The following is a 21,181-nucleotide window of genomic DNA, read 5'->3' as shown; positions in this document are numbered from 1 at the left end:
CGAGGCATTCCCCACCTACGCCACCTCGGCGACCGGCGCGGCGGTGGCGCGGACGGACCGCAGGATCGCCATCATGCGGTCGACGTCCGCCTCGGCGAAGAGACCGTCCGGCCCCTGCGGCGCGATGTCGGTGAACGGGGACCCGTAGAGCAGACCCGCGTTCATGATTACCCCGTTCCCGGTCATGTGGATGAATTCCGCCCGGCCGCCGGGCGTGAGCAGCCGCAGGAACAGGGCGAGGAACAGCAGCTCGGTCTTCTTGGTCTTGACGATCCGCTGGAGGTCCTTGGACGTGCTCTCGTAGTCGAGACTGCCGGCGAACGGCGGGTTGGCCAGGATCAGCGAATGCTGCTCCGACTCGCCGCTGACGTTCTCGGCGAGCGAGTCGCGGTAGCGGATGTCCGGGTTCTCCACCCCGTGCAGCAACATGTTCATGCTGCCGATCCGCAGCATGGTCCCGTCGAAGTCGAACCCATGGAACATGCTCTCGTGGAAGTGCTGGCGCTGCGCCGCGTCGAAGAGCGCGTCCGGGTGCCACTCGCTGATGTACTCGCCAGCCGCGACGAGGAAGCCGGCGGTGCCGTAGGTCGGGTCGCAGATTTCGTCATTGGGCGTCGGCTGCATCATCTCGACCATGAGCTGGATGATGTGCCGCGAGGTGCGGAACTGGCCGTTGTGCCCCGCGGTGGCGATCTTGCCGAGCATGTACTCGTAGAGGTCGCCCTTGGTGTCCCGCTGGTCCATGTCGATGCCGTCGAGCATGTCGACCACCCGGGACAGCAGGCCCGAGTTGGGGATCGTGAAACGGGCGTCCTTCATGTGGTCCGAGTACGTCGACCCGTCACCACCGAGCGTCCGCAGGAACGGGAAGACTCGCTGCCCGACGATCTCGAACATCTCGGTCGGGGCGGCGTCCTTGAAGCGGGACCAGCGCAGGTCGTCAACCTTGCGCCACTGGTCGTCGCAGCCCTCGGGGAAGATCCGACGCTGCATTGGCTTGCCGGTGCGGCTGGCCTTGCGCTCTTCGAGGGTGTGCAGGTCGTCCAACCGCTTGATGAAGAGCAGGTAGGTGATCTGCTCGATCACCTCCAACGGGTTCGAGATGCCCCCGACTAGAAGGCGTCCCAGACGCGGTCGATCTTGTTGTTCAGCTCACCGGTGATCACGTAGCTTCGATCCCCACCCCTCGGCGCTGTTGAGTCGACCTTCGTAGGCTAGCCCTGCGCCGGGACGGTCTGGAATGGGGCGCTAGGGCACAGACTTGGCTCGAATGCCCGATCTGCGGGGGCGGTCAGAGCGGCTGAGTCCCTGCTACCGTGCGCCACCAGGATTGGTGGATGAGGTGAGAATGCAGGCCCGACCGAAGGGCGCGCCGCCTTCCCGGGAGGTCGCCGACTGGGAGGCTGCCGAGGCCAACGCCGTGGCGTGGATGAAGTGGTTCGGGCATGCGGATGCCCGTCTCACACCGCGCGGAGCCGACGGCGGCATCGACGTGATGGCCATGGCTGCCTTCGCGCAGGTCAAGTGGTACGGCAAGGCGGTAGGCCCCCAACCGTTGCGGCAGCTCTTCGGAGCGCGGGCGAACCGACCTGGCACGCTCTACTTCTTCACCAACGGCGGATACAGTCCCAAGGCCCTCGAGTACGCCGAGTCCGTCGGCATGGCAGCCTTCCTCTACTCGCCAGCGACCGGCCTGGTCACACCGGTCAGCTCCACCGCCCGATCTGTGTTCGACGGTGCCGTCGAGCGCGCCAAGCCACCGAGGCCAAGGACTCCTCGCAGCGACAACGCGACGCCGAGCACCCCACGTAGGTCGAGTCAACCTGATCCGCCCTGGGGTCAGACGAGGGTCGAGCACCTGGAATCCGATGCGACCAGCACGTTGAGCGCGTCTGACGTGGGCAACATGCTGCGATCTCTCCGGGGCAAGCGGGATGCGCGGCTGGCGGCTGAGCCAGTCGAATCGACCCCTGCCGGCACTGGCCGGGCGTTTCGCCAAAGCATCACCGAAAGCCAGCCTGATCCTTCCCCGAGCGGATGTCTGGCGGTCGCCGGCTTCTTGGGTGCAGCCTCGGTGGCCTGCTGCTACGGCAGGGTCGACAGGACCCCGCCCACGTGGCTCGTGGTGTTCGGTGCGGTGGCACTTCTCGTCGGGATTAGTGCGACCATCGCGATCGTCAGGCGACGCAAGTCAGAGAACCAAGCCCAAGGCGGCTGATCATCGCCCGCTGGATGTTCGGCGGGCCCAGCCGAGGAAGCGGTCGAAGAGTTGCCCCGGCTCGGGTCTGTCGTTGGGGTGCAGGATGCGCAGATCGCCGGCGGCGTCGTGCAGCATCCCGCCGAGGTAGACCAGGAGCGCCTGTCGACGACGCGCCAGATCCAGTTCCAGTCCGCCGTTGACAGCGCCACCCGGTCGTCGGCGTACTCGCGCCGTAGGGTGAGTCGGGCAGTCGGGCACGGCCAGGGCGCGGTGCAGGCGCGGCAGAGCCAGAGCGGCCGGATCGGCGTGTGCGGGCGGCTCACCAGCGGCCGCCGTTCGCGCGCCAGGTCTGCGCCGGGGTCAGCCAGCCGGCCCGCCCGACCTGCGGGTTCGCCACGGTCGCCTCGTTCCACCAGCGGTTGTTCGGTGGCGGCGTGGGCGGCTCGGTGGGAATCGGCGTGTGTCGGTCCGGGCAGGTGGTCCATCGCAGGCCGCACGAGCACCAGCGCCGCCCGCGCCGCCAAGTCCGCCGATGCGGGGGCGCGAGCGGTATCGGCCCCGCGTTCCGTCGCGGCCACATCCTCACCACCCCCCATCGGGTACGCGGCTCAGCGCCTCACCGCGGGTGGCCAATTGGTCGATCACGTCGTCGGGTAGGCCGCGCGAGCGCAGCACCCGCCGCCCCCACCGGTGCAGCAGGCAGGGGTACGGGGTTCGGTCGCTGCGGCACAGCGGCCCGGTGGGCCACTGCTCGGGCGCGTGTGCGAGCACCGCCCGGATGGCGAGCCGGATGTCCTCGACCGTGACGATCCACGGCATCGGCAGCTCGCCGAGCACCTTCTCCATCGCGTCCACCGGTTCATCGGTCACTGACTGCACGCTGTCTCACCTCTCGTCGGGTGCGGCACCGAGGCGGGCGGGGTCGGCCGTGCGCGCATGATCGGCCGGAGCCCGGCACCCGCCCCCGGGCCAGTCCAAGACCGGCAACCCGGTCACCTCTAGTCCTCTAGAGGACTACGGGTGGTCACGTTATGGTTGCCCCGGGCTGGGCGTCAAGTCCTCTAGAGGATTAGGCTTGGGCGGGAGGTAGTGGTGATCAGTGATCTCGGCGCGAAAGCTCCGAAGTATCAGCGCATCGCGGACGAGCTGCGCCGTGAGATCAAGGACGGGATCTATCGGCCGGGTGAACGGTTGCCTGCTGAGGCCGCGTTGCTGGAGCGGTTCCGGCTTGTCTTCCCCGGGTTGTCACTGCAGACGCTGAGAAACGCCATCGGGGTGCTCCGCGGTGAGGGCTTGGTGGAAGCGCGGCACGGGGTGGGAACCTTCGTCGCCCAGAGCCGGCGGCTACAGCGCCGTTCGCGGTTCCGGTACGGCCGAGCCCGAAACGATCATCAACTGCTCACTACTCACCTTCGCCACGAGATCACGGAAGTCGGGCGGGTCTCGCCGCCGGAACGCATCGTGTTACTGGCCGCACTTGAGCCCGGCACGGAGATGCTTGTCCGTCGCCGCACTCTCTTTGATCGGGAGACCGGCAAGCCTCAGGAGTTGGGCGCGAGCTACCTGCCGCTGTCCTTTGCCGAGGGCTCCTTGTTGGAAGCGCCGGAGGTGGTGCCGAAGGCGTTGTTCCTCTGCGTGGAGGATCTGAGCGGCAAGCGGTACGCGCACGCTCGGGATCACTGGCAATGGAGAATGCCCAGCACGGCCGAAGCGGAGGCGCTGCAGATCTCGCCGAGTAGGGGAGTACTGCACCTCGTGCATGTAGCGCGTGCGGCTGACCACACGCTGCTTGAGGTATCCGAGTCGGTGTGGCCTGCGGACTGCATCGAGATAATCGATGAATATGAACTACCCGAGGGTCCTGAGGACCTCCGGGGACTCTCGGATGTCTAGCGGGTGACATGAGCAGGGCCGGCCACGTCGACAAGATGCGTGACCACTGGTGGTGGCGGCCTGGGTGGCGGCCGGGCCGGCACTTTTACGCCTGCCACTTCAGCATGGTTCGCCATGCCTCACTCGTTCGGTTGGTCGAGGCGTACCAGGGCAGCCTCCGCGGCCTCTCGACGCTCGACCTGATCCCGTCCGGCTGGCTTCACCTCACCATGCAGGGAATCGGCTTTGTCGACGAGGTGAGGGACAGCGAGGTGGTCGAGCTGACCGGCCGGCTCCGTGATCGCCTTGTCACGCTGACCCCGCCGGTGGTGACCTTCCACCGTCCGCTTGTCCGACCTGAGGCGGTCTATCTGCCGGCTGACCCGCCCGAGCCCATCAGGGCCCTGCGCGCCGTCGTACATGGGGTCATCGCTGAAGTGCTGGGCGAAGATCGAGTCGAGCACCTACCCCGAGACGCCGCCGAGTACCGGCCACACGTCAGCATCGCCTACTCGAACGCGAGGCAGGACGTTGAACCCATCGCCGAAGTGCTCAACTGCGTCGAAGCCGGGCCCGTCCCGGTCGTGCTTGACCGTGTCGACCTGTTGCGGTTCCATCGCGATCATCGGATGTACGAGTGGACGGAAGCTGTCCCGCTTCGCATCGGCACCGACCGGGGAGAGCAGATGCCCGCCAAGCCCAAGTGGGCGCAGCTCGCGGACCTCATCCGTGAGCAGATCGCGTCCGGAGAACTCGCCCCAGGCGACAAGTTGCCGTCCACCGCGCAGCTCTGCGGCCAGCACGGTGTGTCGGCAGGGGTGGTCAACCACGCCATGATCGTGCTCAAGACCGAAGGATTGGTCGAAGGGGTGCACGGTCTCGGCGTCTTCGTCAAGGAAGCGCCGAGCGAGCAGGCCTAATCTGCTCGCCTCCATGCACGGAGGTGCCTCTCATGCCTGCCGAAGCACAGTGGGCGCAGCTAGCCGACTACCTCCGTGAGCGGATCGAGTCGGGGGAGCTTGCGCCGGGGGAGAGGCTGCCGTCGACCAAGCAGCTCGCGGAGGAGCACGGTGTGGCGTACTCCGTCGTGCGACAGGCGATGCACGACCTCTACTCGCAGGGCTGGGTGGAGGTCGTCCGCGGCGTTGGCGTGTTCGTCGCCGAGCAGTTGCCGGACGCGTCCGACAAGCCCGACCGCTAGGAGCGCGTGTTACCCCCCGGGTTCCCGAGCGGCGACGTGGCGGGGCCCGGGCGTAGGGATGCCGGCATTTCGGGGTACTGGAGTTGATCGAGCGGTCAGGGCGGGGAGCGACGGGGTCAGCGCTCGCGGCCGCCGGGCAAACCGGTGTTCGGGCCGCCTGGTGAATCGTTTGCGCCATCAGGTTCGTAGCGTCCGGGGGCCCATGTCGACGCTCACCGGACACCAGCCGAACTGAGCGGCTGTCACCACAGGCCCCCTAGGTGGGGCGTTTCACGGCGTGTACCGCGACGAGGCCGTTTAACCCCTCGAAGTCGGCTGGGTTGGTGGTGTAGAGCGGCAGGCCGTTCGTGTGGGCCACCGAAGCGATCATGAGGTCGGCGATCCTGCGGCGGGTGCCGCGGCCGGTGGCGAGCACGGCGGCGGAGATCAGGCCGAATGCTCGCGCTGCCTCGGCGTCGAAGGGCAGCGGCTCGAACGTCGCTTCGACGTGTTGGAGCACGCTCATCCGGCGTGCTCTTTCCCGAGGGTTGTCGGTGTGGTGGGGCCCGGCGGACAGTTCCGCGAGCGTGACCGCGCTGATCACCATCTCGTCGGGTAGCTCTGCCGGATTCAGACCGGCGAGGTGGATGACGATATTGGTGTCGATCAGGCCGCGAAGGGGGAGTTCACCACTCACGGTCGAGAAGATCCTGTCCGATCGCTGCGTCGAGGTCCCTACGGAACCTGCCCTCGTCGAGCATGGGCGCTGTCGCGAAGGCCGCCATGACCTCGGCTCGGGGTACAAAGGTGCGTCGCCGGATCGGGATCAGCCGACCGATCGGGGTGCCGTTGCGGGTGATCGTGAACGATTCTCCGCGCTCCACGCCGCGCATGATGCTGCCGGAGTCGTTGCGCAGCTCGCGCTGCGTGATTTCGCGAGGAGCGTGCTCAGCCACGACGACAGTCTAACCGTGTGTGCTACGAGGTGCTACAGGGCAAGCAGGCGACGGTGCGGAAAGCGGGACCGATAGCATCGCAGGGGCCGGTAACCGGCACAGATTTTCCCATCGACGACAGGAGTCACCGTGTCCGCACCCCGTACCCCCGTCGTGGCCGACCCCGTCGTCGTCGCCGCCGGGACGACGGCGGCCGACGCGGTGGCCGCGGCCGGGCTGCCCACCAACGGGCCGAAGGCGATCGTGGTGGTCCGCGACCCGCAGGGCCAGCTGCGCGACCTGGACTGGAAGCCGGCCGACGAGACCACGGTCGAGCCGGTCGCCATCGACTCGCCGGACGGGCTGAACGTGCTGCGCCACTCCACCGCGCACGTGCTGGCCCAGGCCGTGCAGGACGTCTTCCCCGAGGCGAAGCTCGGCATCGGCCCGCCGATCGAGAACGGCTTCTACTACGACTTCGGCGTTGACAAGCCGTTCCAGCCGGACGACCTGGCGAAGCTCGAAAAGCGGATGCAGGAGATCATCAAGTCCGGCCAGCGGTTCCGGCGGCGCCGGTTCAGCAGCCTGGACGAGGCGCGGGGCGAGCTCGCCGCCGAGCCGTTCAAGCTGGAGCTGATCGAGGTCAAGGGGGAGGGGCTGGACTCCTCCGAGGTGATGGAGGTGGGCGGCGGCGAGCTGACCATCTACGACAACCTCGCCGCGAACGAGGACAAGGTCTGCTGGTCCGACCTGTGCCGTGGCCCGCACCTGCCGAACACCCGGCTGATCGGCGCGTTCAAGCTGATGCGCTCGGCCGCCGCGTACTGGCGGGGGTCGGAGAAGAACCCGCAGCTGCAGCGGGTGTACGGCACCGCGTGGCCAACCCGGGACGAGCTGAAGGCGTACCTGAAGCTGTTGGAGGAGGCCGCCCGGCGCGACCACCGCAAGCTCGGCGCGGACCTGGACCTGTTCAGCTTCCCCGACGAGATCGGCTCGGGCCTGGCCGTCTTCCACCCCAAGGGTGGCGTGCTCAAGCGGGTGATGGAGGACTACGTCCGCACCCGGCACATCGAGGAGGGCTTCCAGTACGTCGGGACGCCGCACATCTCGAAGGAAGGCCTCTTCCACACCTCGGGCCACCTGCCCTACTACAAGGACACGATGTTCCCTCCGATGGAAATGGAGGGCAGCGACTACTACCTCAAGGCGATGAACTGCCCGATGCACAACCTGATCTACAGGTCGCGCGGGCGGTCCTACCGTGAGCTGCCGATGCGGCTGTTCGAGTTCGGGTCGGTCTACCGGTACGAGAAGTCCGGCGTGATCCACGGCCTGACCCGGGTGCGCGGCTTCACCCAGGACGACTCGCACTCCTACTGCACGCAGGAGCAGGCGCCGGCCGAGATCAAGCACCTGCTGGGCTTCGTGCTCAGCCTGCTGCGGGACTTCGGCATCGACGACTTCTATCTGGAGATGTCGACCCGCGACGAGTCCCGGCCCGACAAGTTCGTCGGCTCGGACTCCGACTGGGCGACCGCGACCGCGGTGCTGGAGCAGTGCGCGCGGGAGACCGGGCTCGACCTGGTGCCCGACCCGGGCGGTGCGGCGTTCTACGGCCCGAAGATCTCGGTGCAGGCCAAGGACGCCATCGGCCGCACCTGGCAGATGTCGACCATCCAGTACGACTTCAACCAGCCGAAGGGTTTCGGGCTGGAGTATCAGGCGGCCGACGGCAGCCGGCAGCAGCCGGTGATGATCCACTGCGCCAAGTTCGGGTCGATCGAGCGGTTCATCGGCGTACTCACCGAGCACTACGCCGGGGCGTTCCCGGCCTGGCTCGCCCCGGTGCAGGTGGTGGGCATCCCGATCCGCGAGGACCACACCGAATACCTTCAGGGCTTCGTCGCGACGCTGCGGGCCGAGGGGATCCGGGCCGAGGTCGACTTCGGTGACGACCGGATGCAGAAGAAGATCCGCAACGCCCAGCAGCAGAAGATCCCGTTCATGGTGATCGCCGGCGATGACGACGTGGCCGCGGGCACGGTGTCCTTCCGCTACCGGGACGGGTCGCAGCGCAACGGCGTGCCGATGGCCGAGGCGGTCGCCCACGTGCTCGACGTGGTCAACTCGCGAACCAACTCGGGGCCCTCGGCGCAGAGCTGACCGTCCGGCGGGGCGGGCCCGGGCAACCGGGCCGCCCCGCCGGCGGCTGGCGTCCGGCGGCGGTGATCGTAGGATCGGCCTGTGACTGGGGCGGATCGGCACTTCGACAGCGGCACCGACAACGGTCTGGCGGACGGCCTGGAGCGGCTCTGGACGCCGCACCGGATGACCTATATCTCCGGCGAGGACCGGCCCGCGGGCGGCTACGACAAGCCCGCCGGCTGCCCGTTCTGCCGGGCCCCCGGCCTGCCCCCGGACGAGAGCCTGGTCGTCGCCCGGGGCGAGCACGTCTTCGCGGTGCTCAACCTCTACCCGTACAACCCGGGGCACCTGCTGGTCTGCCCGTACCGGCACGTCGCCGACTACACCGAGTTGGACGCGCCGGAGACCGCCGAGCTGGCGGCGTTCACCAAAGACGCCATGCGGGTGGTCCGTCGAGTTTCCAACGCGCACGGCTTCAACCTGGGCATGAACCAGGGCGGCGTGGCCGGCGCCGGCATCGCCGCCCACCTGCACCAGCACGTGGTGCCGCGCTGGGGCGGGGACGCCAACTTCATGCCGGTCATCGGCCGGACGAAGGTGCTGCCGCAGCTGCTCGCCGACACCCGGGACCTGCTCGCCAAGGCCTGGCCGGCCTGACCGCCCGCGAAGAGTCCGGCCCGCGATCTCGGGTGCTCAGCGCCACCGGTTGCGGGCCCGGGTCGGCCGGCGGCGCGCGCCGGTGGCGCCCCGTCGGGCCGTCTCGGCCCGCGCGGCGGCGAGTTCGGCCCGGACGGCGAGCTGACGCAGCCGTCGCTCGACCATTCGGTCGCCGTGCCGGGCGATCCAGACGCAGAGGGCGGCCAACGGCAGTTCGACCAGCGCGGCCAGCAGCACCGACAGCGTCAGGTCCGGCCCAGCGGGGGTGGTGACGACGTCGAACCAGGCGTCCACCACCAGCGTGGCCGCGGTGGCGCTGGCCGCCAGCCCCACCTGCCGGTGCCCCCGGTACGCGTGCACCGCGGTCAACGCCAGCAACGCCACCAGCCCCAGGTCGAAGCCCACCCAGGCGGCCCGGTAGTGCACGGTCATCGGGTGCCGGGGCAGCGTCAGCCCCAGGTAGCCGATCCACGGCAGGGTGAGCAGTGCCAGCACCGCGAAGGTGGGTGCCACCCAGCGAGGCAGCGGTCGTACCTGCGTCGCCCGCGCGTGTCGTCTCGCCGCCGTACCCATGGTTTCTCCTGGCCGCGGTAGTGCCTCGCCGCCAAGATCGGCGAACCCCTTGGAGCGTCTCCCTCGACAGTACGATCTTCCGAATGGCCCTGCTGCATCGCGCGGAACTGCGCCCCTCCAAGCTCGACCTGCTCGCCGCCTGGCTGCCCGGCCGCCCCTGGTTCGCCGGGACTGCGGGCGCCGGCGTCACCCGGCTGGCGTCCTACCGCTTCGACGACCCGACCGGGGAGGTGGGGATCGAAACCCTGCTCGTCCGGGCCGGGGATGGCCCGGTCCTGCAGGTGCCGCTCACCTACCGGGGCGCGCCGCTGGCCGGCGCCGAAGAGTGGCTGGTCGGCACCACCGAGCACTCGGTGCTGGGCCGGCGCTGGGTGTACGACGCCTGCACCGACCCGGTCTACCCGCCCGCCCTGGCCGCCGCCGTCCTCGCCGGAGCCGGCCAGGCGGAGGAATACTTCGAGGCGGACGGGGTGCGGAACGTCCGCCCGCCGAGCATGACCGTCACCGGCGGCCGCGTCGACAGGGTCGAGCCGCCGACCGTCGGCGCTCCCCGGGAGGTGGTCGACGGCGACCCCACGCTGATCCGGACCGACCACGTCGAGCTGGCCGTCATCCGACGCCCCGCCCCCGGCGAGCCCCCCACCGCCGCCGCCCTAGCGGCCACCTGGCCCGACCAGCCGACCCCCCTCGTACTAGCCCACGCCACCCCCCACTGACCCCCCACTGACCCCCCACTGACCCCCGCTGACCCCTCCCCCTCCTCCCGCGCGGCGATCATGGAGTTGTGGCACCTTCGAAAAGTGGTCAGACCGGATGAATCGGGAGCCACAACTCCATGATCAACGCCCCACGGGGAGGCGGGCGGGTCAGGAGGGGGTGGTGTGTTCTTTGCGGGCCTGGTCGGCCAGGTGGGCGGGCATGGGGTCGTGGCGGGCGAACTTGCGGCGGAAGGTGCCGGTGCCGGCGGTCATCGAGCGCAGCTCGACCGCGTACCGGAGCAGCTCGGTGGCGGGCACCTCGGCCCGGACCAGCGTGCGCCCCTCGGCCTCCGGATCGGGTTCGGTGCCGAGCACCCGCCCGCGCCGGCCGGACAGATCGCCCATCACCGCGCCCACCGACGGGTCGGGCACCCGGATGGTCACCTCGTCGACCGGCTCCAGCAGCGTCGGCTGGCCCTTCTCGGCGGCGTCGCGCAGCGCGAGCGCGCCCGCGGTCTGGAACGCCGCGTCGGAGGAGTCGACGCTGTGCGCCTTGCCGTCGAAGAGGGTCACCCGCAGGTCCACCACCGGGCAGCCGGCGACCAGACCGCGTTCCATCTGCGCCCGGACGCCCTTCTCCACCGACGGGATGTAGTTGTGCGGCACCGCGCCGCCGACCACCTTGTCCACGAACTCGAAGCCCGCGCCGCGGGGCAGCGGTTCGACCGCGATGTCGCAGACCGCGTACTGGCCGTGGCCGCCGGACTGCTTGACGTGCCGGCCGTGGCCCTTGGCGTCGACGGTGAACGTCTCGCGCAGCGCCACCCGGACCGGCTCGGTCTCCAGCTCCACCCCGCCCGCGCGCAGCCGATCGAGCACCACGTCGGCGTGCGCCTCGCCCATGCACCACAGCACCAGCTGGTGGGTCTCGGCGTTGCGCTCCAGCCGCAGCGTCGGGTCGCCGGCCACCAGCCGGGCAAGGTTGCGCGCGAGGGCGTCCTCGTCGGCCCGGCTCTTGGCCACGATCGCCACCGGCAGCAGCGGCTCCGGCATCTCCCACGGGGCGATGAGCAGCGGCTCTTCCTTGGCGGAGATGGTGTCGCCGGTCTCCGCGCTGCCCGACTTGGTGATCGCGCAGATGTCTCCGGCGACGACGGCGGCCACCTCGCGCAGCGTCGCGCCGAGCGGGCTGTAGAGGTGGCCGACCCGCTCGTCGGCGTCGTGGTCGGGGTGGCCGCGCTCGGCCATGCCGTGCCCGGACACGTGGATCACCTGGTCGGGGCGGAGCGTGCCGGAGAAGACCCGGACCAGGGACACCCGCCCGACGTGCCGGTCGACGGTCGTCTTGACCACCTCGGCGACCAGCGGGCCGTCCGGGTCGCAGACCAGCGGCGGCCGGGGCGAGCCGTCCACCCCGGCGACCGCCGGAAGCTCGTGCTCCAGCGGCGACGGGAACGCCGACACCAGGCCGTCGAGCAGCACGTCCAGACCGACCCCGGTCTCCGCGCAGACCGGCACCACCGGGTAGAAGTGCCCCCGGGCCACCGCCTTCTCCAGGTCGGTGACGAGCACCTCGGGGTCGATCTCCTCGCCGCCGAGGTAGCGGTCCATCAGGGTCTCGTCCTCGCTCTCCGCGATGATCCCCTCGATCAGCTCGTTGCGCGCCTCGACGATGGCGGGCAGGTGCTCGGGGTCCGGCTCGCGCACGGCGGCCGGCAGCCCGGTGGAGTAGTCGAAGACCTGCCGGGCGATCAGCCCCATCAGGCCGGCGGTCGACACGCCGTCGTCGCCGAGCATCGGCAGGTGGAGCGGGAGCACGTTGTCGCCGAAGACGCGCTGGCAGAGGGCCACCGCCTCGTCGAAGTCGGCACGGGGATGGTCCAGCCGGGTCACCGCGACCGCGCGCGGCATGTCCACCGCGGCGCACTCCTCCCAGAGCGCGGCGGTCGCCGCGTCCATCCCGTCGACGGCGGAAACCACGAACAGCGCCGCGTCGGCGGCCCGCAGGCCGGCCCGCAGCTCGCCGACGAAGTCACCGTAGCCAGGAGTGTCCAGGAGGTTGACCTTGACGTCCCGGTGCAGCAGCGGGGCGCAGCACACGCTCACCGAACGCTGCTGGCGTACGGCGGCGGGGTCGTGGTCGCAGACGGTGGTGCCCTCGGTGACGGCGCCGGCGCGGCCGATCGTGCCGCTGGCCGCGAGTAACGCCTCGACCAGCGTGGTTTTGCCCGCCCCGGAGTGCCCGACCAGCACCACGTTGCGAACCCTGCCGGGCTCGGTCACCACCGGCACACCGCCGGTGACACCCTTCTCCTGATTTTTTTGCGCCATCGCGGCGCACCTCCCTCAGCCGGTGGTGGTGACCGCCGCGCGCGACGGGGAAGCGGGCCCGGGCGGGTGCCGCGGCGATATCCTCCGGTGGTCTGTGAACGACGGGCTCTCCGATGGGTGGTTGGGTGAGGTGGCTCACCTCCCACGCTCGATCTCACACCCGTTGCCGACCCCGCACAAGCCTGCTCGGCGGTTCGAGACGACCGGCTGTGCCGTCGGCCCTTGCTGGCCGTTATCGTGAGACCGCCATGGCGAAGATCTTCCAAGTGACGGCCCGAGCGGGCATGACCCGTGTCGTGGAGCCGGTCGCGCGCGGTCTGCTCCGCGCCGGCGTGTCCCCCAACGCGGTCACCGTGACCGGCACCCTCGGCGTGCTCGTCGGCGCGCTCGGCTTCGGCGCGCGCGGCCATCTGGTCGCCGGTGCGCTGATCGTCACGGTTTTCGCGCTCACCGACCTGCTCGACGGCACGATGGCCCGAATGAGCGGCGGCTCCACCAGGTTCGGGGCGTTCCTCGACTCGAGCATGGACCGGGTCGCCGACAGCGCGGTCTTCGGCGCGGTCGCCTACTGGCTGGCCACCGAGCACCAGTACGCGGGGGTGGCCGCCGCGCTGCTCTGCCTGGCCGCCGGCGGGCTGGTCTCCTACGTCAAGGCCCGCGCTGAGGGGCTCGGGATGACCGCCAACGTGGGCATCGCCGAGCGCACCGAGCGGCTGCTGATCGTCGGGGTGGGCGGCCTGCTCACCGGCCTTGGCGTCAAACCGGCGCTGCAGATCGCGCTCTGGCTGCTCGCCGCCGTCTCGATCTTCACGGTCGGGCAGCGCATGGCGCACGTGTACCGGCAGGCGCAGTCGGTCGGCCACGAGTGAACCTCACCGAGCTGGGCTACGTCGCCGGCTGGCGGCTGGCCCGCGCGCTGCCCCGGCCGGTGGTCGCCGCCGCCTTCCGGGCGGGCGCCGACCGCGCCCACCGCAAGGGCGGCCCGGGTACGGCCCGACTCCGGGCCAACCTGCGCCGGGTGGTCGGCCCGGAGCTGCCCGAGGCGGAGCTGGACGAGCTGGTCCGGGCCGGCCTGCGCTCGTACGCCCGGTACTGGATGGAGGCGTTCCGGCTGCCGTCGCGCAGCCGACGGGAGATCCTCGCCGGGTTCCGCCTCGACGGCGCGGAGCTGCTCGCCGCCGACGTCGCGTCCGGCCGGGGCGCGGTGGTCGCGCTGCCGCACGCCGGCAACTGGGACGCCGCCGGCGCCTGGGTGGCGGCCACCGGCTGGCCGATCACCACGGTTGCCGAGCGACTCAAGCCGGAGGGCGTTTACGAGCGTTTCCTCGCCTTCCGGCAGGGCCTGGGCATGGAGATTCTGCCCACCCACGGTGGCGAACGGCCCGCGTTCGACGTGCTGGTCGACCGGCTCCGGGCCGGGGCGGTGGTGCCGCTGCTGGCCGACCGGGACCTGTCCGCGCGCGGCGTGGAGGTGGACTTCTTCGGCGGACGGACCCGGATGCCGGCCGGCCCGGCGCTGCTGGCGATCCGGACCGGCGCGCCCCTCTACGTCACCACGATGTGGTACGAGCCGGACATTCCCCGCGGTGCCCTGGCCGGCCCGCTGGAGCTGCCCGACCCGGACAGCGGCCCGCTGGACGCCCGGGTCCGCGTGCTCACCCAGCGGATCGCCGATGGCCTGGCCGCAGGCATCGCCCGCCATCCCGAGGATTGGCACATGTTGCAGCGGATGTGGCTGGACCAACGGGCCGACGGTTCGGGCGCCCCGGCGCAGCCCCCGGCCACCACCGGAACGATCTGAAGGGGCGGGCGCAATGCGGATCGGCATCGTGTGCCCGTACTCCTTCGACGTCCCGGGCGGGGTGCAGAACCACGTCGTCGACCTGGCCGAGGCGTTGATCGGGTTGGGTCACCAGGTCAGCGTGCTCGCCCCGGCCGACGAGGACTCGCCGCTGCCGCCGTACGTGGTGGCCGCCGGGCGGGCGGTGCCGTTGCCGTACAACGGTTCGGTGGCCCGGATCGCGTTCGGTCCGGTTTCCACCGCCCGGGTGCGGCGCTGGATCACCCGGGGCGACTTCGACGTGCTGCACGTGCACGAGCCGCTCACGCCGAGCCTGTCGATGCTGGCCGTGCTCTGCGCCCGCGGGCCGGTGGTGGCCACCTTCCACACCGCGATGACCCGCTCCCGGGTGCTCTCCGCGGCGCAGGGGATGCTCCGGATCGTGCTGGAGCGGATCACCGCCCGGATCGCGGTCAGCGCCCTGGCCCGCAAGGTGCAGGTCGAGCACATGGACGGGGGCGCGGTGGAGATCCCCAACGGGGTGGCGGTGGCGAAGTTCGCCGGCGTCGAGCCGCTGCCCGGCTGGCCGGGGGAGTGCGGGCCGGGCACCGGCGGGACGGTGGGGTTCCTGGGCCGGTTCACCGAGCCGCGCAAGGGCTTCGCGATCCTGCGGGACGCCTTCGTCGCGCTCGCCCCGCACCGCCCGGGCCTGCGCCTGCTGGTGGCCGGGCCGGGCGACCGGGACGACCTGTACGGGCAGTTTCCGGCCGGGCTCCGGGACCGGGTCACCTTCCTCGGCCTGATCCCCGAGGCGGACAAACCTCGCATGCTGCGCAGTCTGCACTTGTATGTGGCGCCGAACACCGGTGGGGAGTCTTTCGGGATGATCCTCACCGAGGCGCTCGCCGCCGGCACCACGGTGGTGGCCAGCGACCTGGACGCGTTCCGCCGGGTGCTGGACGGCGGCCGGGCCGGGCGACTGTTTCCGACCGGCGACGCGGCGGCCCTGCGTACCGCCCTGGCCGAACTGCTGGACGACGCGGACCGGCGGGCGGCGCTGACCGCCTGCGGTGACCAGGTCGTGGCCGGTTTCGACTGGCCGATGGTGGCCCGCCGCGTGCTGGAGGTGTACGCGGCGGCGATCGAGGCCACGGACGGCCGGGTCATGGACCAGGAATGGGTGGAGCTGGGCTGACCACTACGATGCCGGGCATGCGGTGGGTCGTGGGCGCGGTCGTGGTCGTCGGGCTCGTCACGGCGTACCTGATCTGGACGGCCAACCGGGTCGAACGGCTGCAGCACCGGGCGGAGTCGGCGGCCCGGGCGCTCGACGCCCACCTGCTGCGCCGCGCGGCGGCCGCCGCCGTGCTGGCCGAACAGCGGTACGGCGTGGAGCTGTACGCGGCGGCGCGGATCGCCCTGGACGCCGTCCCGCAGGAGCGGGAGGCCGCCGAGAACGACCTCACCCACCAGCTGCGCACCGTCGAGCTGGACCCGGACGATCCGGCCTGTGAGGCGGTGATCGCGGCCAGCCGGCGGCTCGCGTTGTCCCGGCAGGTGCACACCGACCTGGTCCGGGACGCCCGCGCGGTCCGACGCCGGCCCGTGGTACGGCTGTTCCGGATGGGACGCGGGCACCAGTCGCCTCGCTATTTCGACATCGACGACCCCACCCTGACCGTCCCGGCGGACGTGCCCGCCGGCTGACCCCGCGAGGGCGGGCCACCCGTCGGTGACCAGGCGTGACGCCAGCCACAGAGCAGGCCACCGTGGGTCTGATTGGCTGTCGGACCGGCGTTGACCTGGCCGTAGCATTTTCGCAGCCACCCCCGAGCACGTCAGAGGAGCGATGACCCGTGTCGGAATCCAACAGCAACGACGCCACTTCCGTCGTCGGCACCGCCCGCGTCAAGCGGGGCATGGCCGAGATGCTCAAGGGCGGCGTGATCATGGACGTGGTCACCCCTGAGCAGGCCAAGATCGCCGAGGATGCCGGCGCGGTCGCCGTCATGGCGCTGGAGCGGGTGCCCGCCGACATCCGCGCGCAGGGCGGCGTGTCCCGGATGAGCGACCCGGACATGATCGACGGCATCATCAACGCCGTCTCCATCCCGGTGATGGCCAAGGCCCGGATCGGGCACTTCGTCGAGGCGCAGGTCCTGCAGGCGCTCGGCGTCGACTACGTCGACGAGTCCGAGGTGCTGACCCCGGCCGACTACGAGAACCACATCGACAAGTGGGCCTTCACCGTCCCCTTCGTCTGCGGCGCGACCAACCTGGGCGAGGCGCTGCGCCGGATCACCGAGGGCGCCGCCATGATCCGCTCGAAGGGCGAGGCCGGCACCGGTGACGTCTCGAACGCCACCACCCACATGCGCAAGATCCGCAAGGAGATCCGCCGGCTCCAGTCGCTGCCGACCGACGAGCTGTTCGTCGCGGCCAAGGAGCTGCAGGCGCCGTACGAGCTGGTCAAGGAGATCGCCGAGACCGGCAAGCTGCCGGTGGTGCTGTTCACCGCGGGCGGCATCGCCACCCCGGCCGACGCCGCCATGATGATGCAGCTCGGCGCCGAAGGCGTCTTCGTCGGCTCGGGCATCTTCAAGTCCGGCAACCCGGCCCAGCGGGCCGCCGCGATCGTGAAGGCCACCACCTTCCACGACGACCCGGACGTGCTGGCCAAGGTTTCCCGCGGCCTGGGCGAGGCCATGGTCGGCCTCAACGTCGACGAGATCCCGGTCCCGCACCGCCTGGCCGACCGCGGCTGGTGACGTGAAAGGAGGGGCCCCCTGTTAACGCCTCAGGTAGAGCAGGGGCCCCTTCTTCACAAGCGAGAGGAGTGCACGTGACCGCACCCGTCATCGGGGTGCTCGCCCTGCAGGGGGATGTGCGCGAGCATGTCGCCGCCCTGGCCGGCGCGGGCGCGGACGCCCGCCCGGTGCGCCGTCCGGGCGAGCTGGACGCGGTCGATGGGCTGGTCATCCCCGGCGGGGAGTCCACCACCATCAGCAAGCTCGCCGACATCTTCGAGATGCGCGAGCCGATCGACAAGCGGATCGCCGCTGGCCTGCCGGTCTATGGCTCCTGCGCCGGCATGATCATGCTGGCTGCCGAGGTCCTCGACGGCCGCCCCGATCAGCGGGGCTTCCAGGGCATCGAGATGACCGTCCGGCGCAACGCGTTCGGCCGGCAGGTCGACTCGTTCGAGGCCCCGGTCGAGATCGCCGAGGTTGAGGGCGGACCGTTCCACGCCGTGTTCATCCGGGCCCCCTGGGTCGAGCGGGTCGGCGCCGGCGTCCAGGTGCTCGGCCAGGTCACCGACGGGCCGATCGGCGACCGGATCGTCGCCGTCCGGCAGGGCAACCTGCTGGCCACCTCGTTCCACCCGGAGCTCACCGGCGACCTGCGGCTGCACCGCTACTTCGTGGAACTGGTCCGGGCCGCCGCCTGAGCGCGGCAGCCAGGTCACCCCGCCGGCGCGTCGTACCCTGCGGCACGGGTGGCGGGTGTGACATGCGGGGACGCGCTCTCGGTAGGATTGCCGCGGTTCGGCAGGGCCATCGCTCGCCGCAGCCGTCCACGCCGAGCCGACCGGCCAGCTCCATCCGTACCGGTTGAGACCGTGGGATCGGCGCGGGCAGTCGACGCAGGCGTGGATCACTTACGGAGGTAACGAGATGTCTGGCCACTCAAAGTGGGCGACCACCAAGCACAAGAAGGCCGTCATCGACGCCAAGCGTGGCAAGATGTTCGCCAAGCTGATCAAGAACGTCGAGGTGGCGGCCCGGACCGGCGGCGGCGACCCGGCCGGCAACCCGACCCTCTACGACGCCATCCAGAAGGCGAAGAAGAACTCGGTCCCGAACGACAACATCGATCGCGCGGTCAAGCGCGGCTCCGGCCTGGAGGCCGGCGGCGCCGACTACCAGACGATCATGTACGAGGGCTACGGTCCGAACGGCGTCGCGCTGCTCATCGAATGCCTGACCGACAACCGCAACCGCGCCGCCACCGAGGTGCGCACTGCGCTGACCCGCAACGGCGGCTCGTTCGCCGACGCCGGCTCGGTGTCGTACCTGTTCTCCCGCAAGGGCGTGGTGATCGTGCCCAAGGCCGGCACCACCGAGGACGACGTGATGATGGCCGTCCTCGACGCGGGTGCTGAGGAGGTCAACGACCTCGGCGAGGCGTACGAGGTGGTCTCCGAGCCGGGCGACCTGCTTCCGGTGCGCACCGCCCTGCAGGGCGCCGGCATCGAGTACGAGTCGGCCGAGTCCTCCCTCATCCCCAGCGTCACCGTGCCGCTCGACGAGGAGGGCGCGCGCAAAGTCTTCAAGCTGATCGACGTGCTTGAGGACTGCGACGACGTGCAGAATGTCTACGCCAACTTCGACATTTCCGACGAGATCATGGCGGCCGTCGGCTGAGGCGGCGGTGACCCGTGGGCGGTTCGCGCCGGGCGACGTCGTCGTCCGGCGCGAGATCCTGGTCGGTGAGGTGTGGTTCGGCTACCCGACAATCTGCGTCGAGGGCCCGTCCAATCTTCTGGAGCTCTACGTGCCGCCCGGGGCTGAGTTCGGCTTTCCCCGGCACGGCAAGCTGATGCCGCACCGCCCCGGCGAGGCGCACTCGGTGCACGAATTCTGGACCCACCCCACCCCCACCCCACCCCCACCCCCACCCCCACCCCCACCTCCCGCCGATCAAGGAGTCGTGGCAGCTGACATTTCCCCTGTACAGGGCAATTCAGGCGCCACAAGTCCATGATCGGCGGGAAGCGTTGGTGCGCGAGGGTCAGGCGATGGGTTCGCGGTGGTGCCAGGCGGCGCGCAGTGATGTGCGGCCGTTGGTGCGTAGCAACGATCCCTCGTAGACGCGGGCGCCGGCGGCTACGAAGGCGACCGCCGTGAGCAGCAGGAGGGCCAGTGACACCAGCGGCTCCCAGCCGGCCGCGTCGCCGCTGAACATCCGCAGCGGCATCGCCGTCGGCGCCGAGAACGGCAGGTACGACAGGATCCGCATCGCGGAGGCGTTGTCGTGCAGGAAGACCACCGCGAAGAACGGCAGCATCACCACGAGCTGCACCGGCAGCGACACCCCACCGATGTCCTCTTGACGGGTGACCAGCGCCCCGGCCACCGCCCACATCGCGGCGATCAGCAGGAAGCCGAGCAGGAAGAACGGCACGAACCAGCCGATCGCCGGGCCGATCAGGGTGAGCAGGCCGCCGCTGTCGGCGAGCTGCATTCCGGCCACCGTGGCGACGGCGATCAGCGTGATCTGCCCGAGCGCCAGCAGGCACGCCGCCACGATCTTGCCGGCCAGCAGCGCCCGCACGGGCACCGCGGCCACCAGGATCTCCACGATCCGGGTCTGCTTCTCCTCGGTCACGCTCTGCGCGATCTGCACGCCGAACAGTTGGGATGTGGTGAAGAAGACGAACGCGAAGGCGAACGGCACGAGGAAGGCGATCACCGGATCCAGCGCGTCCGGGTTCAGCAGCCGGACGGCAGGGGCGCTGCTCAATGCCTTCACCACGTCGTCCGGGGCTTCGTTCATGGCCAGCACGGTCGGCCCGGCGACCACCGCGGCGTCCACGTCACCGGCCCGGACCGCCCGCTCGGCGGCGGCGTCGTCGGCGACCGCCCGGACGTCGAGGCCGGCCTGGCGCAGCGGGGCGGCGACGGACTCGGTCGCCGCGACGGTCGTGGATCCACCGGCCAGCAGCGCCGGCAGGGCCGTGGCGGCTACGGCGATCAGCAGGAAGAAGAGGGTGGTGATCAGGAATGTGCGGTCCCGCAGCTTGACGCGCAGCTCGCGGCCGGCGATCAGCCGGATGGCCTGGTAGGTGTTCACTGGGCGACCTCTCGGAAGATCTCGGCGAGGGACGGGGTGATCGGCCGGAAGACGCGGACCGGGCCGCGGGCCAGCGCCTCGTGCAGCACCCGCTGGTCGTCGGCGTCGGCGTCGGCGGCCAGGTCGAAGACCGCGCGGGGGCCGTCGAGGTCGATCAGCGTCAGCCCTGGCTGGTCCCGCAGCCAGCCCGCGTCGCCGTCGACGACCAGCTCGAACCGGGGCAGGGTGTACGCCGCCCGCAGTTCCTCCCGGCCGCCGGCCGCCCGGATGGTGCCGTCCGCGATGATCACCAGGTCGTCGCAGAGCCGTTCGACGACGTCGAGCTGGTGGCTGGAGAAGAGCACCGGTACGCCGGCGCGGGCCCGCTCCCGAAGTACGGAGACGACGGTGTCCACCGCCATCGGGTCGAGCCCGGAGAACGGCTCGTCCAGCACGAGGACCTCCGGGTCGTGCACCAGCGCCGCGGCGATCTGGGCCCGCTGCTGGTTGCCCAGCGACAGCGTCTCCAGCAGGTCGTCGCCGCGTTCGGCGAGCCCGACCCGCTCCAGCAGGGCGTCGGTGTTGCGTCGCGCCGCACCGAGGTCGAGCCCGTGCAGGCGTCCCAGGTGAACGACCTGTTCCCGGATGGTCATCTTCGGATAGAGACCGCGTTCCTCCGGCATGTAGCCGAACCGTCGCCGTTCCTGCCGGGTCAACCGGGAGCCGTTCCAGAGGACCTGGCCGGCGTCCGGGGCGAGCACGCCGAGGATGATTCGCATGGTGGTGGTCTTGCCGGCGCCGTTGCCGCCGACGAAGCCGGTCATCCGTCCGGCCGCCACCTCGAAGGAGATGTCTTTGAGCACCTGGCGGTCGCCGAAGCTGCGATCGACACCGTCCAGGCGGAGCGTGCTGGTCATGAAAGTGGACGTTAGTTGCTCCGGGCCGGGACGCCGTCCGTCCGGCGGCTGATCATGGCGG

The 21,181-nt window shown here is 70.6% G+C and carries 23 protein-coding genes and 2 pseudogenes; 16 read left to right on the top strand and 9 right to left on the bottom strand.

Features of this window, described 5'->3' with window-relative positions; genetic code table 11:
* Positions 1 to 15: 15 nt before the first annotated feature.
* Positions 16 to 1,086: an N-6 DNA methylase gene (locus tag ABZ671_RS08450; RefSeq protein ID WP_357853357.1), complete on the bottom strand. Its 1,071-nt coding sequence runs from the start codon at positions 1,084 to 1,086 to the stop codon at positions 16 to 18.
* Between the two features lie 247 nt (positions 1,087 to 1,333).
* Here ABZ671_RS08450 and ABZ671_RS08445 point away from each other — a divergent pair, with 247 nt between their 5' ends.
* A complete protein-coding gene (locus ABZ671_RS08445; protein ID WP_357853814.1) occupies positions 1,334 to 2,218 on the top strand; it encodes a restriction endonuclease in 885 nt (294 codons plus the stop codon).
* Here ABZ671_RS08445 and ABZ671_RS08440 read toward each other — a convergent pair.
* Positions 2,219 to 2,526 (bottom strand): annotated as a pseudogene (locus tag ABZ671_RS08440) (hypothetical protein).
* A gap of 256 nt (positions 2,527 to 2,782) precedes the next feature.
* Positions 2,783 to 3,070, bottom strand: coding sequence for a hypothetical protein (locus ABZ671_RS08435; protein ID WP_357853354.1), 288 nt, complete (start codon positions 3,068 to 3,070; stop codon positions 2,783 to 2,785).
* A 222-nt stretch (positions 3,071 to 3,292) separates the two neighbouring features.
* On the opposite strand from ABZ671_RS08435, the gene ABZ671_RS08430 reads away from it, so the two are divergent.
* From ABZ671_RS08430 to ABZ671_RS08415, 4 genes and pseudogenes are all read left to right on the top strand, one after another.
* Entirely contained in the window at positions 3,293 to 4,093 is an 801-nt protein-coding gene (locus ABZ671_RS08430) for a GntR family transcriptional regulator (protein ID WP_357853351.1), read from the top strand.
* 8 nt (positions 4,094 to 4,101) lie between these two features.
* A pseudogene (locus tag ABZ671_RS08425) lies at positions 4,102 to 4,683 on the top strand (2'-5' RNA ligase family protein); the annotation flags it as partial.
* Between the two features lie 75 nt (positions 4,684 to 4,758).
* Positions 4,759 to 4,992 carry a winged helix-turn-helix domain-containing protein gene (locus tag ABZ671_RS08420; protein WP_357853811.1) on the top strand — a complete coding sequence of 78 codons (234 nt, stop codon included), beginning with the start codon at positions 4,759 to 4,761 and terminating at the stop codon, positions 4,990 to 4,992.
* A gap of 32 nt (positions 4,993 to 5,024) precedes the next feature.
* Positions 5,025 to 5,273 (top strand): winged helix-turn-helix domain-containing protein, encoded by a 249-nt coding sequence (locus ABZ671_RS08415; protein ID WP_357853348.1) that lies wholly within the window; start codon positions 5,025 to 5,027, stop codon positions 5,271 to 5,273.
* A 256-nt stretch (positions 5,274 to 5,529) separates the two neighbouring features.
* Here ABZ671_RS08415 and ABZ671_RS08410 read toward each other — a convergent pair whose 3' ends face one another.
* On the bottom strand, positions 5,530 to 5,949 hold the full coding sequence (locus tag ABZ671_RS08410) for a type II toxin-antitoxin system VapC family toxin (protein ID WP_357853344.1): 420 nt from the start codon (positions 5,947 to 5,949) through the stop codon (positions 5,530 to 5,532).
* The gene (locus tag ABZ671_RS08405; protein ID WP_357853341.1) at positions 5,939 to 6,208 is read right to left on the bottom strand and encodes a type II toxin-antitoxin system prevent-host-death family antitoxin; all 270 of its coding nucleotides are present in this window, start codon (positions 6,206 to 6,208) and stop codon (positions 5,939 to 5,941) included. The genes ABZ671_RS08410 and ABZ671_RS08405 overlap by 11 nt, the downstream gene beginning before the upstream one ends.
* A gap of 129 nt (positions 6,209 to 6,337) precedes the next feature.
* Here ABZ671_RS08405 and thrS point away from each other — a divergent pair, with 129 nt between their 5' ends.
* Both thrS and ABZ671_RS08395 read left to right on the top strand, forming a co-directional pair.
* Positions 6,338 to 8,350: a threonine--tRNA ligase gene (gene thrS, locus ABZ671_RS08400; RefSeq protein WP_357853338.1), complete on the top strand. Its 2,013-nt coding sequence runs from the start codon at positions 6,338 to 6,340 to the stop codon at positions 8,348 to 8,350.
* Positions 8,351 to 8,431: 81 nt separating this feature from the next.
* The gene (locus ABZ671_RS08395) at positions 8,432 to 8,989 is read left to right on the top strand and encodes an HIT domain-containing protein (protein ID WP_357853335.1); all 558 of its coding nucleotides are present in this window, start codon (positions 8,432 to 8,434) and stop codon (positions 8,987 to 8,989) included.
* 36 nt (positions 8,990 to 9,025) lie between these two features.
* Here ABZ671_RS08395 and ABZ671_RS08390 read toward each other — a convergent pair whose 3' ends face one another.
* The gene (locus ABZ671_RS08390; protein ID WP_357853332.1) at positions 9,026 to 9,562 is read right to left on the bottom strand and encodes a hypothetical protein; all 537 of its coding nucleotides are present in this window, start codon (positions 9,560 to 9,562) and stop codon (positions 9,026 to 9,028) included.
* Positions 9,563 to 9,645: 83 nt separating this feature from the next.
* Here ABZ671_RS08390 and ABZ671_RS08385 point away from each other — a divergent pair, with 83 nt between their 5' ends.
* Positions 9,646 to 10,278 carry a hypothetical protein gene (locus ABZ671_RS08385; protein WP_357853329.1) on the top strand — a complete coding sequence of 211 codons (633 nt, stop codon included), beginning with the start codon at positions 9,646 to 9,648 and terminating at the stop codon, positions 10,276 to 10,278.
* 150 nt (positions 10,279 to 10,428) lie between these two features.
* Here the strand turns inward: ABZ671_RS08385 and ABZ671_RS08380 are convergent, their stop codons facing one another.
* Entirely contained in the window at positions 10,429 to 12,591 is a 2,163-nt protein-coding gene (locus ABZ671_RS08380) for an elongation factor G-like protein EF-G2 (RefSeq protein WP_357853327.1), read from the bottom strand.
* Between the two features lie 248 nt (positions 12,592 to 12,839).
* On the opposite strand from ABZ671_RS08380, the gene pgsA reads away from it, so the two are divergent.
* From pgsA to ABZ671_RS08340, 8 genes are all read left to right on the top strand, one after another.
* Positions 12,840 to 13,460 (top strand): phosphatidylinositol phosphate synthase, encoded by a 621-nt coding sequence (gene pgsA / locus ABZ671_RS08375; protein WP_357853324.1) that lies wholly within the window; start codon positions 12,840 to 12,842, stop codon positions 13,458 to 13,460.
* Entirely contained in the window at positions 13,457 to 14,392 is a 936-nt protein-coding gene (locus ABZ671_RS08370; RefSeq protein ID WP_357853321.1) for a phosphatidylinositol mannoside acyltransferase, read from the top strand. Before pgsA ends, ABZ671_RS08370 begins: the two co-directional genes overlap by 4 nt.
* Before the next feature lie 13 nt (positions 14,393 to 14,405).
* Complete coding sequence (locus ABZ671_RS08365; RefSeq protein WP_357853318.1) at positions 14,406 to 15,566, top strand: glycosyltransferase family 4 protein; 1,161 nt, start codon at positions 14,406 to 14,408, stop codon at positions 15,564 to 15,566.
* Between the two features lie 8 nt (positions 15,567 to 15,574).
* Positions 15,575 to 16,078: a hypothetical protein gene (locus ABZ671_RS08360; protein WP_357853315.1), complete on the top strand. Its 504-nt coding sequence runs from the start codon at positions 15,575 to 15,577 to the stop codon at positions 16,076 to 16,078.
* A 149-nt stretch (positions 16,079 to 16,227) separates the two neighbouring features.
* A complete protein-coding gene (gene pdxS, locus ABZ671_RS08355; RefSeq protein WP_357853312.1) occupies positions 16,228 to 17,139 on the top strand; it encodes a pyridoxal 5'-phosphate synthase lyase subunit PdxS in 912 nt (303 codons plus the stop codon).
* Positions 17,140 to 17,213: 74 nt separating this feature from the next.
* The gene (gene pdxT / locus ABZ671_RS08350; protein WP_357853309.1) at positions 17,214 to 17,819 is read left to right on the top strand and encodes a pyridoxal 5'-phosphate synthase glutaminase subunit PdxT; all 606 of its coding nucleotides are present in this window, start codon (positions 17,214 to 17,216) and stop codon (positions 17,817 to 17,819) included.
* A gap of 226 nt (positions 17,820 to 18,045) precedes the next feature.
* Positions 18,046 to 18,795: a YebC/PmpR family DNA-binding transcriptional regulator gene (locus ABZ671_RS08345; protein WP_357853306.1), complete on the top strand. Its 750-nt coding sequence runs from the start codon at positions 18,046 to 18,048 to the stop codon at positions 18,793 to 18,795.
* A gap of 7 nt (positions 18,796 to 18,802) precedes the next feature.
* Positions 18,803 to 19,135: a hypothetical protein gene (locus ABZ671_RS08340; RefSeq protein ID WP_357853303.1), complete on the top strand. Its 333-nt coding sequence runs from the start codon at positions 18,803 to 18,805 to the stop codon at positions 19,133 to 19,135.
* Between the two features lie 27 nt (positions 19,136 to 19,162).
* On the opposite strand, the gene ABZ671_RS08335 is transcribed toward ABZ671_RS08340, so the two are convergent.
* Together ABZ671_RS08335 and ABZ671_RS08330 are read right to left on the bottom strand one after the other, a co-directional pair.
* Positions 19,163 to 20,224 (bottom strand): ABC transporter permease, encoded by a 1,062-nt coding sequence (locus ABZ671_RS08335; protein ID WP_357853300.1) that lies wholly within the window; start codon positions 20,222 to 20,224, stop codon positions 19,163 to 19,165.
* The gene (locus tag ABZ671_RS08330; protein ID WP_357853297.1) at positions 20,221 to 21,120 is read right to left on the bottom strand and encodes an ATP-binding cassette domain-containing protein; all 900 of its coding nucleotides are present in this window, start codon (positions 21,118 to 21,120) and stop codon (positions 20,221 to 20,223) included. Before ABZ671_RS08330 ends, ABZ671_RS08335 begins: the two co-directional genes overlap by 4 nt.
* Positions 21,121 to 21,181 lie beyond the last annotated feature (61 nt).

This window comes from Micromonospora sp. NPDC006766 (assembly GCF_040636055.1).
Taxonomy (GTDB): Bacteria; Actinomycetota; Actinomycetes; order Mycobacteriales; family Micromonosporaceae; genus Micromonospora.
The sequence above is the reverse complement of the archived record's forward strand: the minus strand, read 5'-3'. Positions and strand labels throughout refer to the sequence as shown.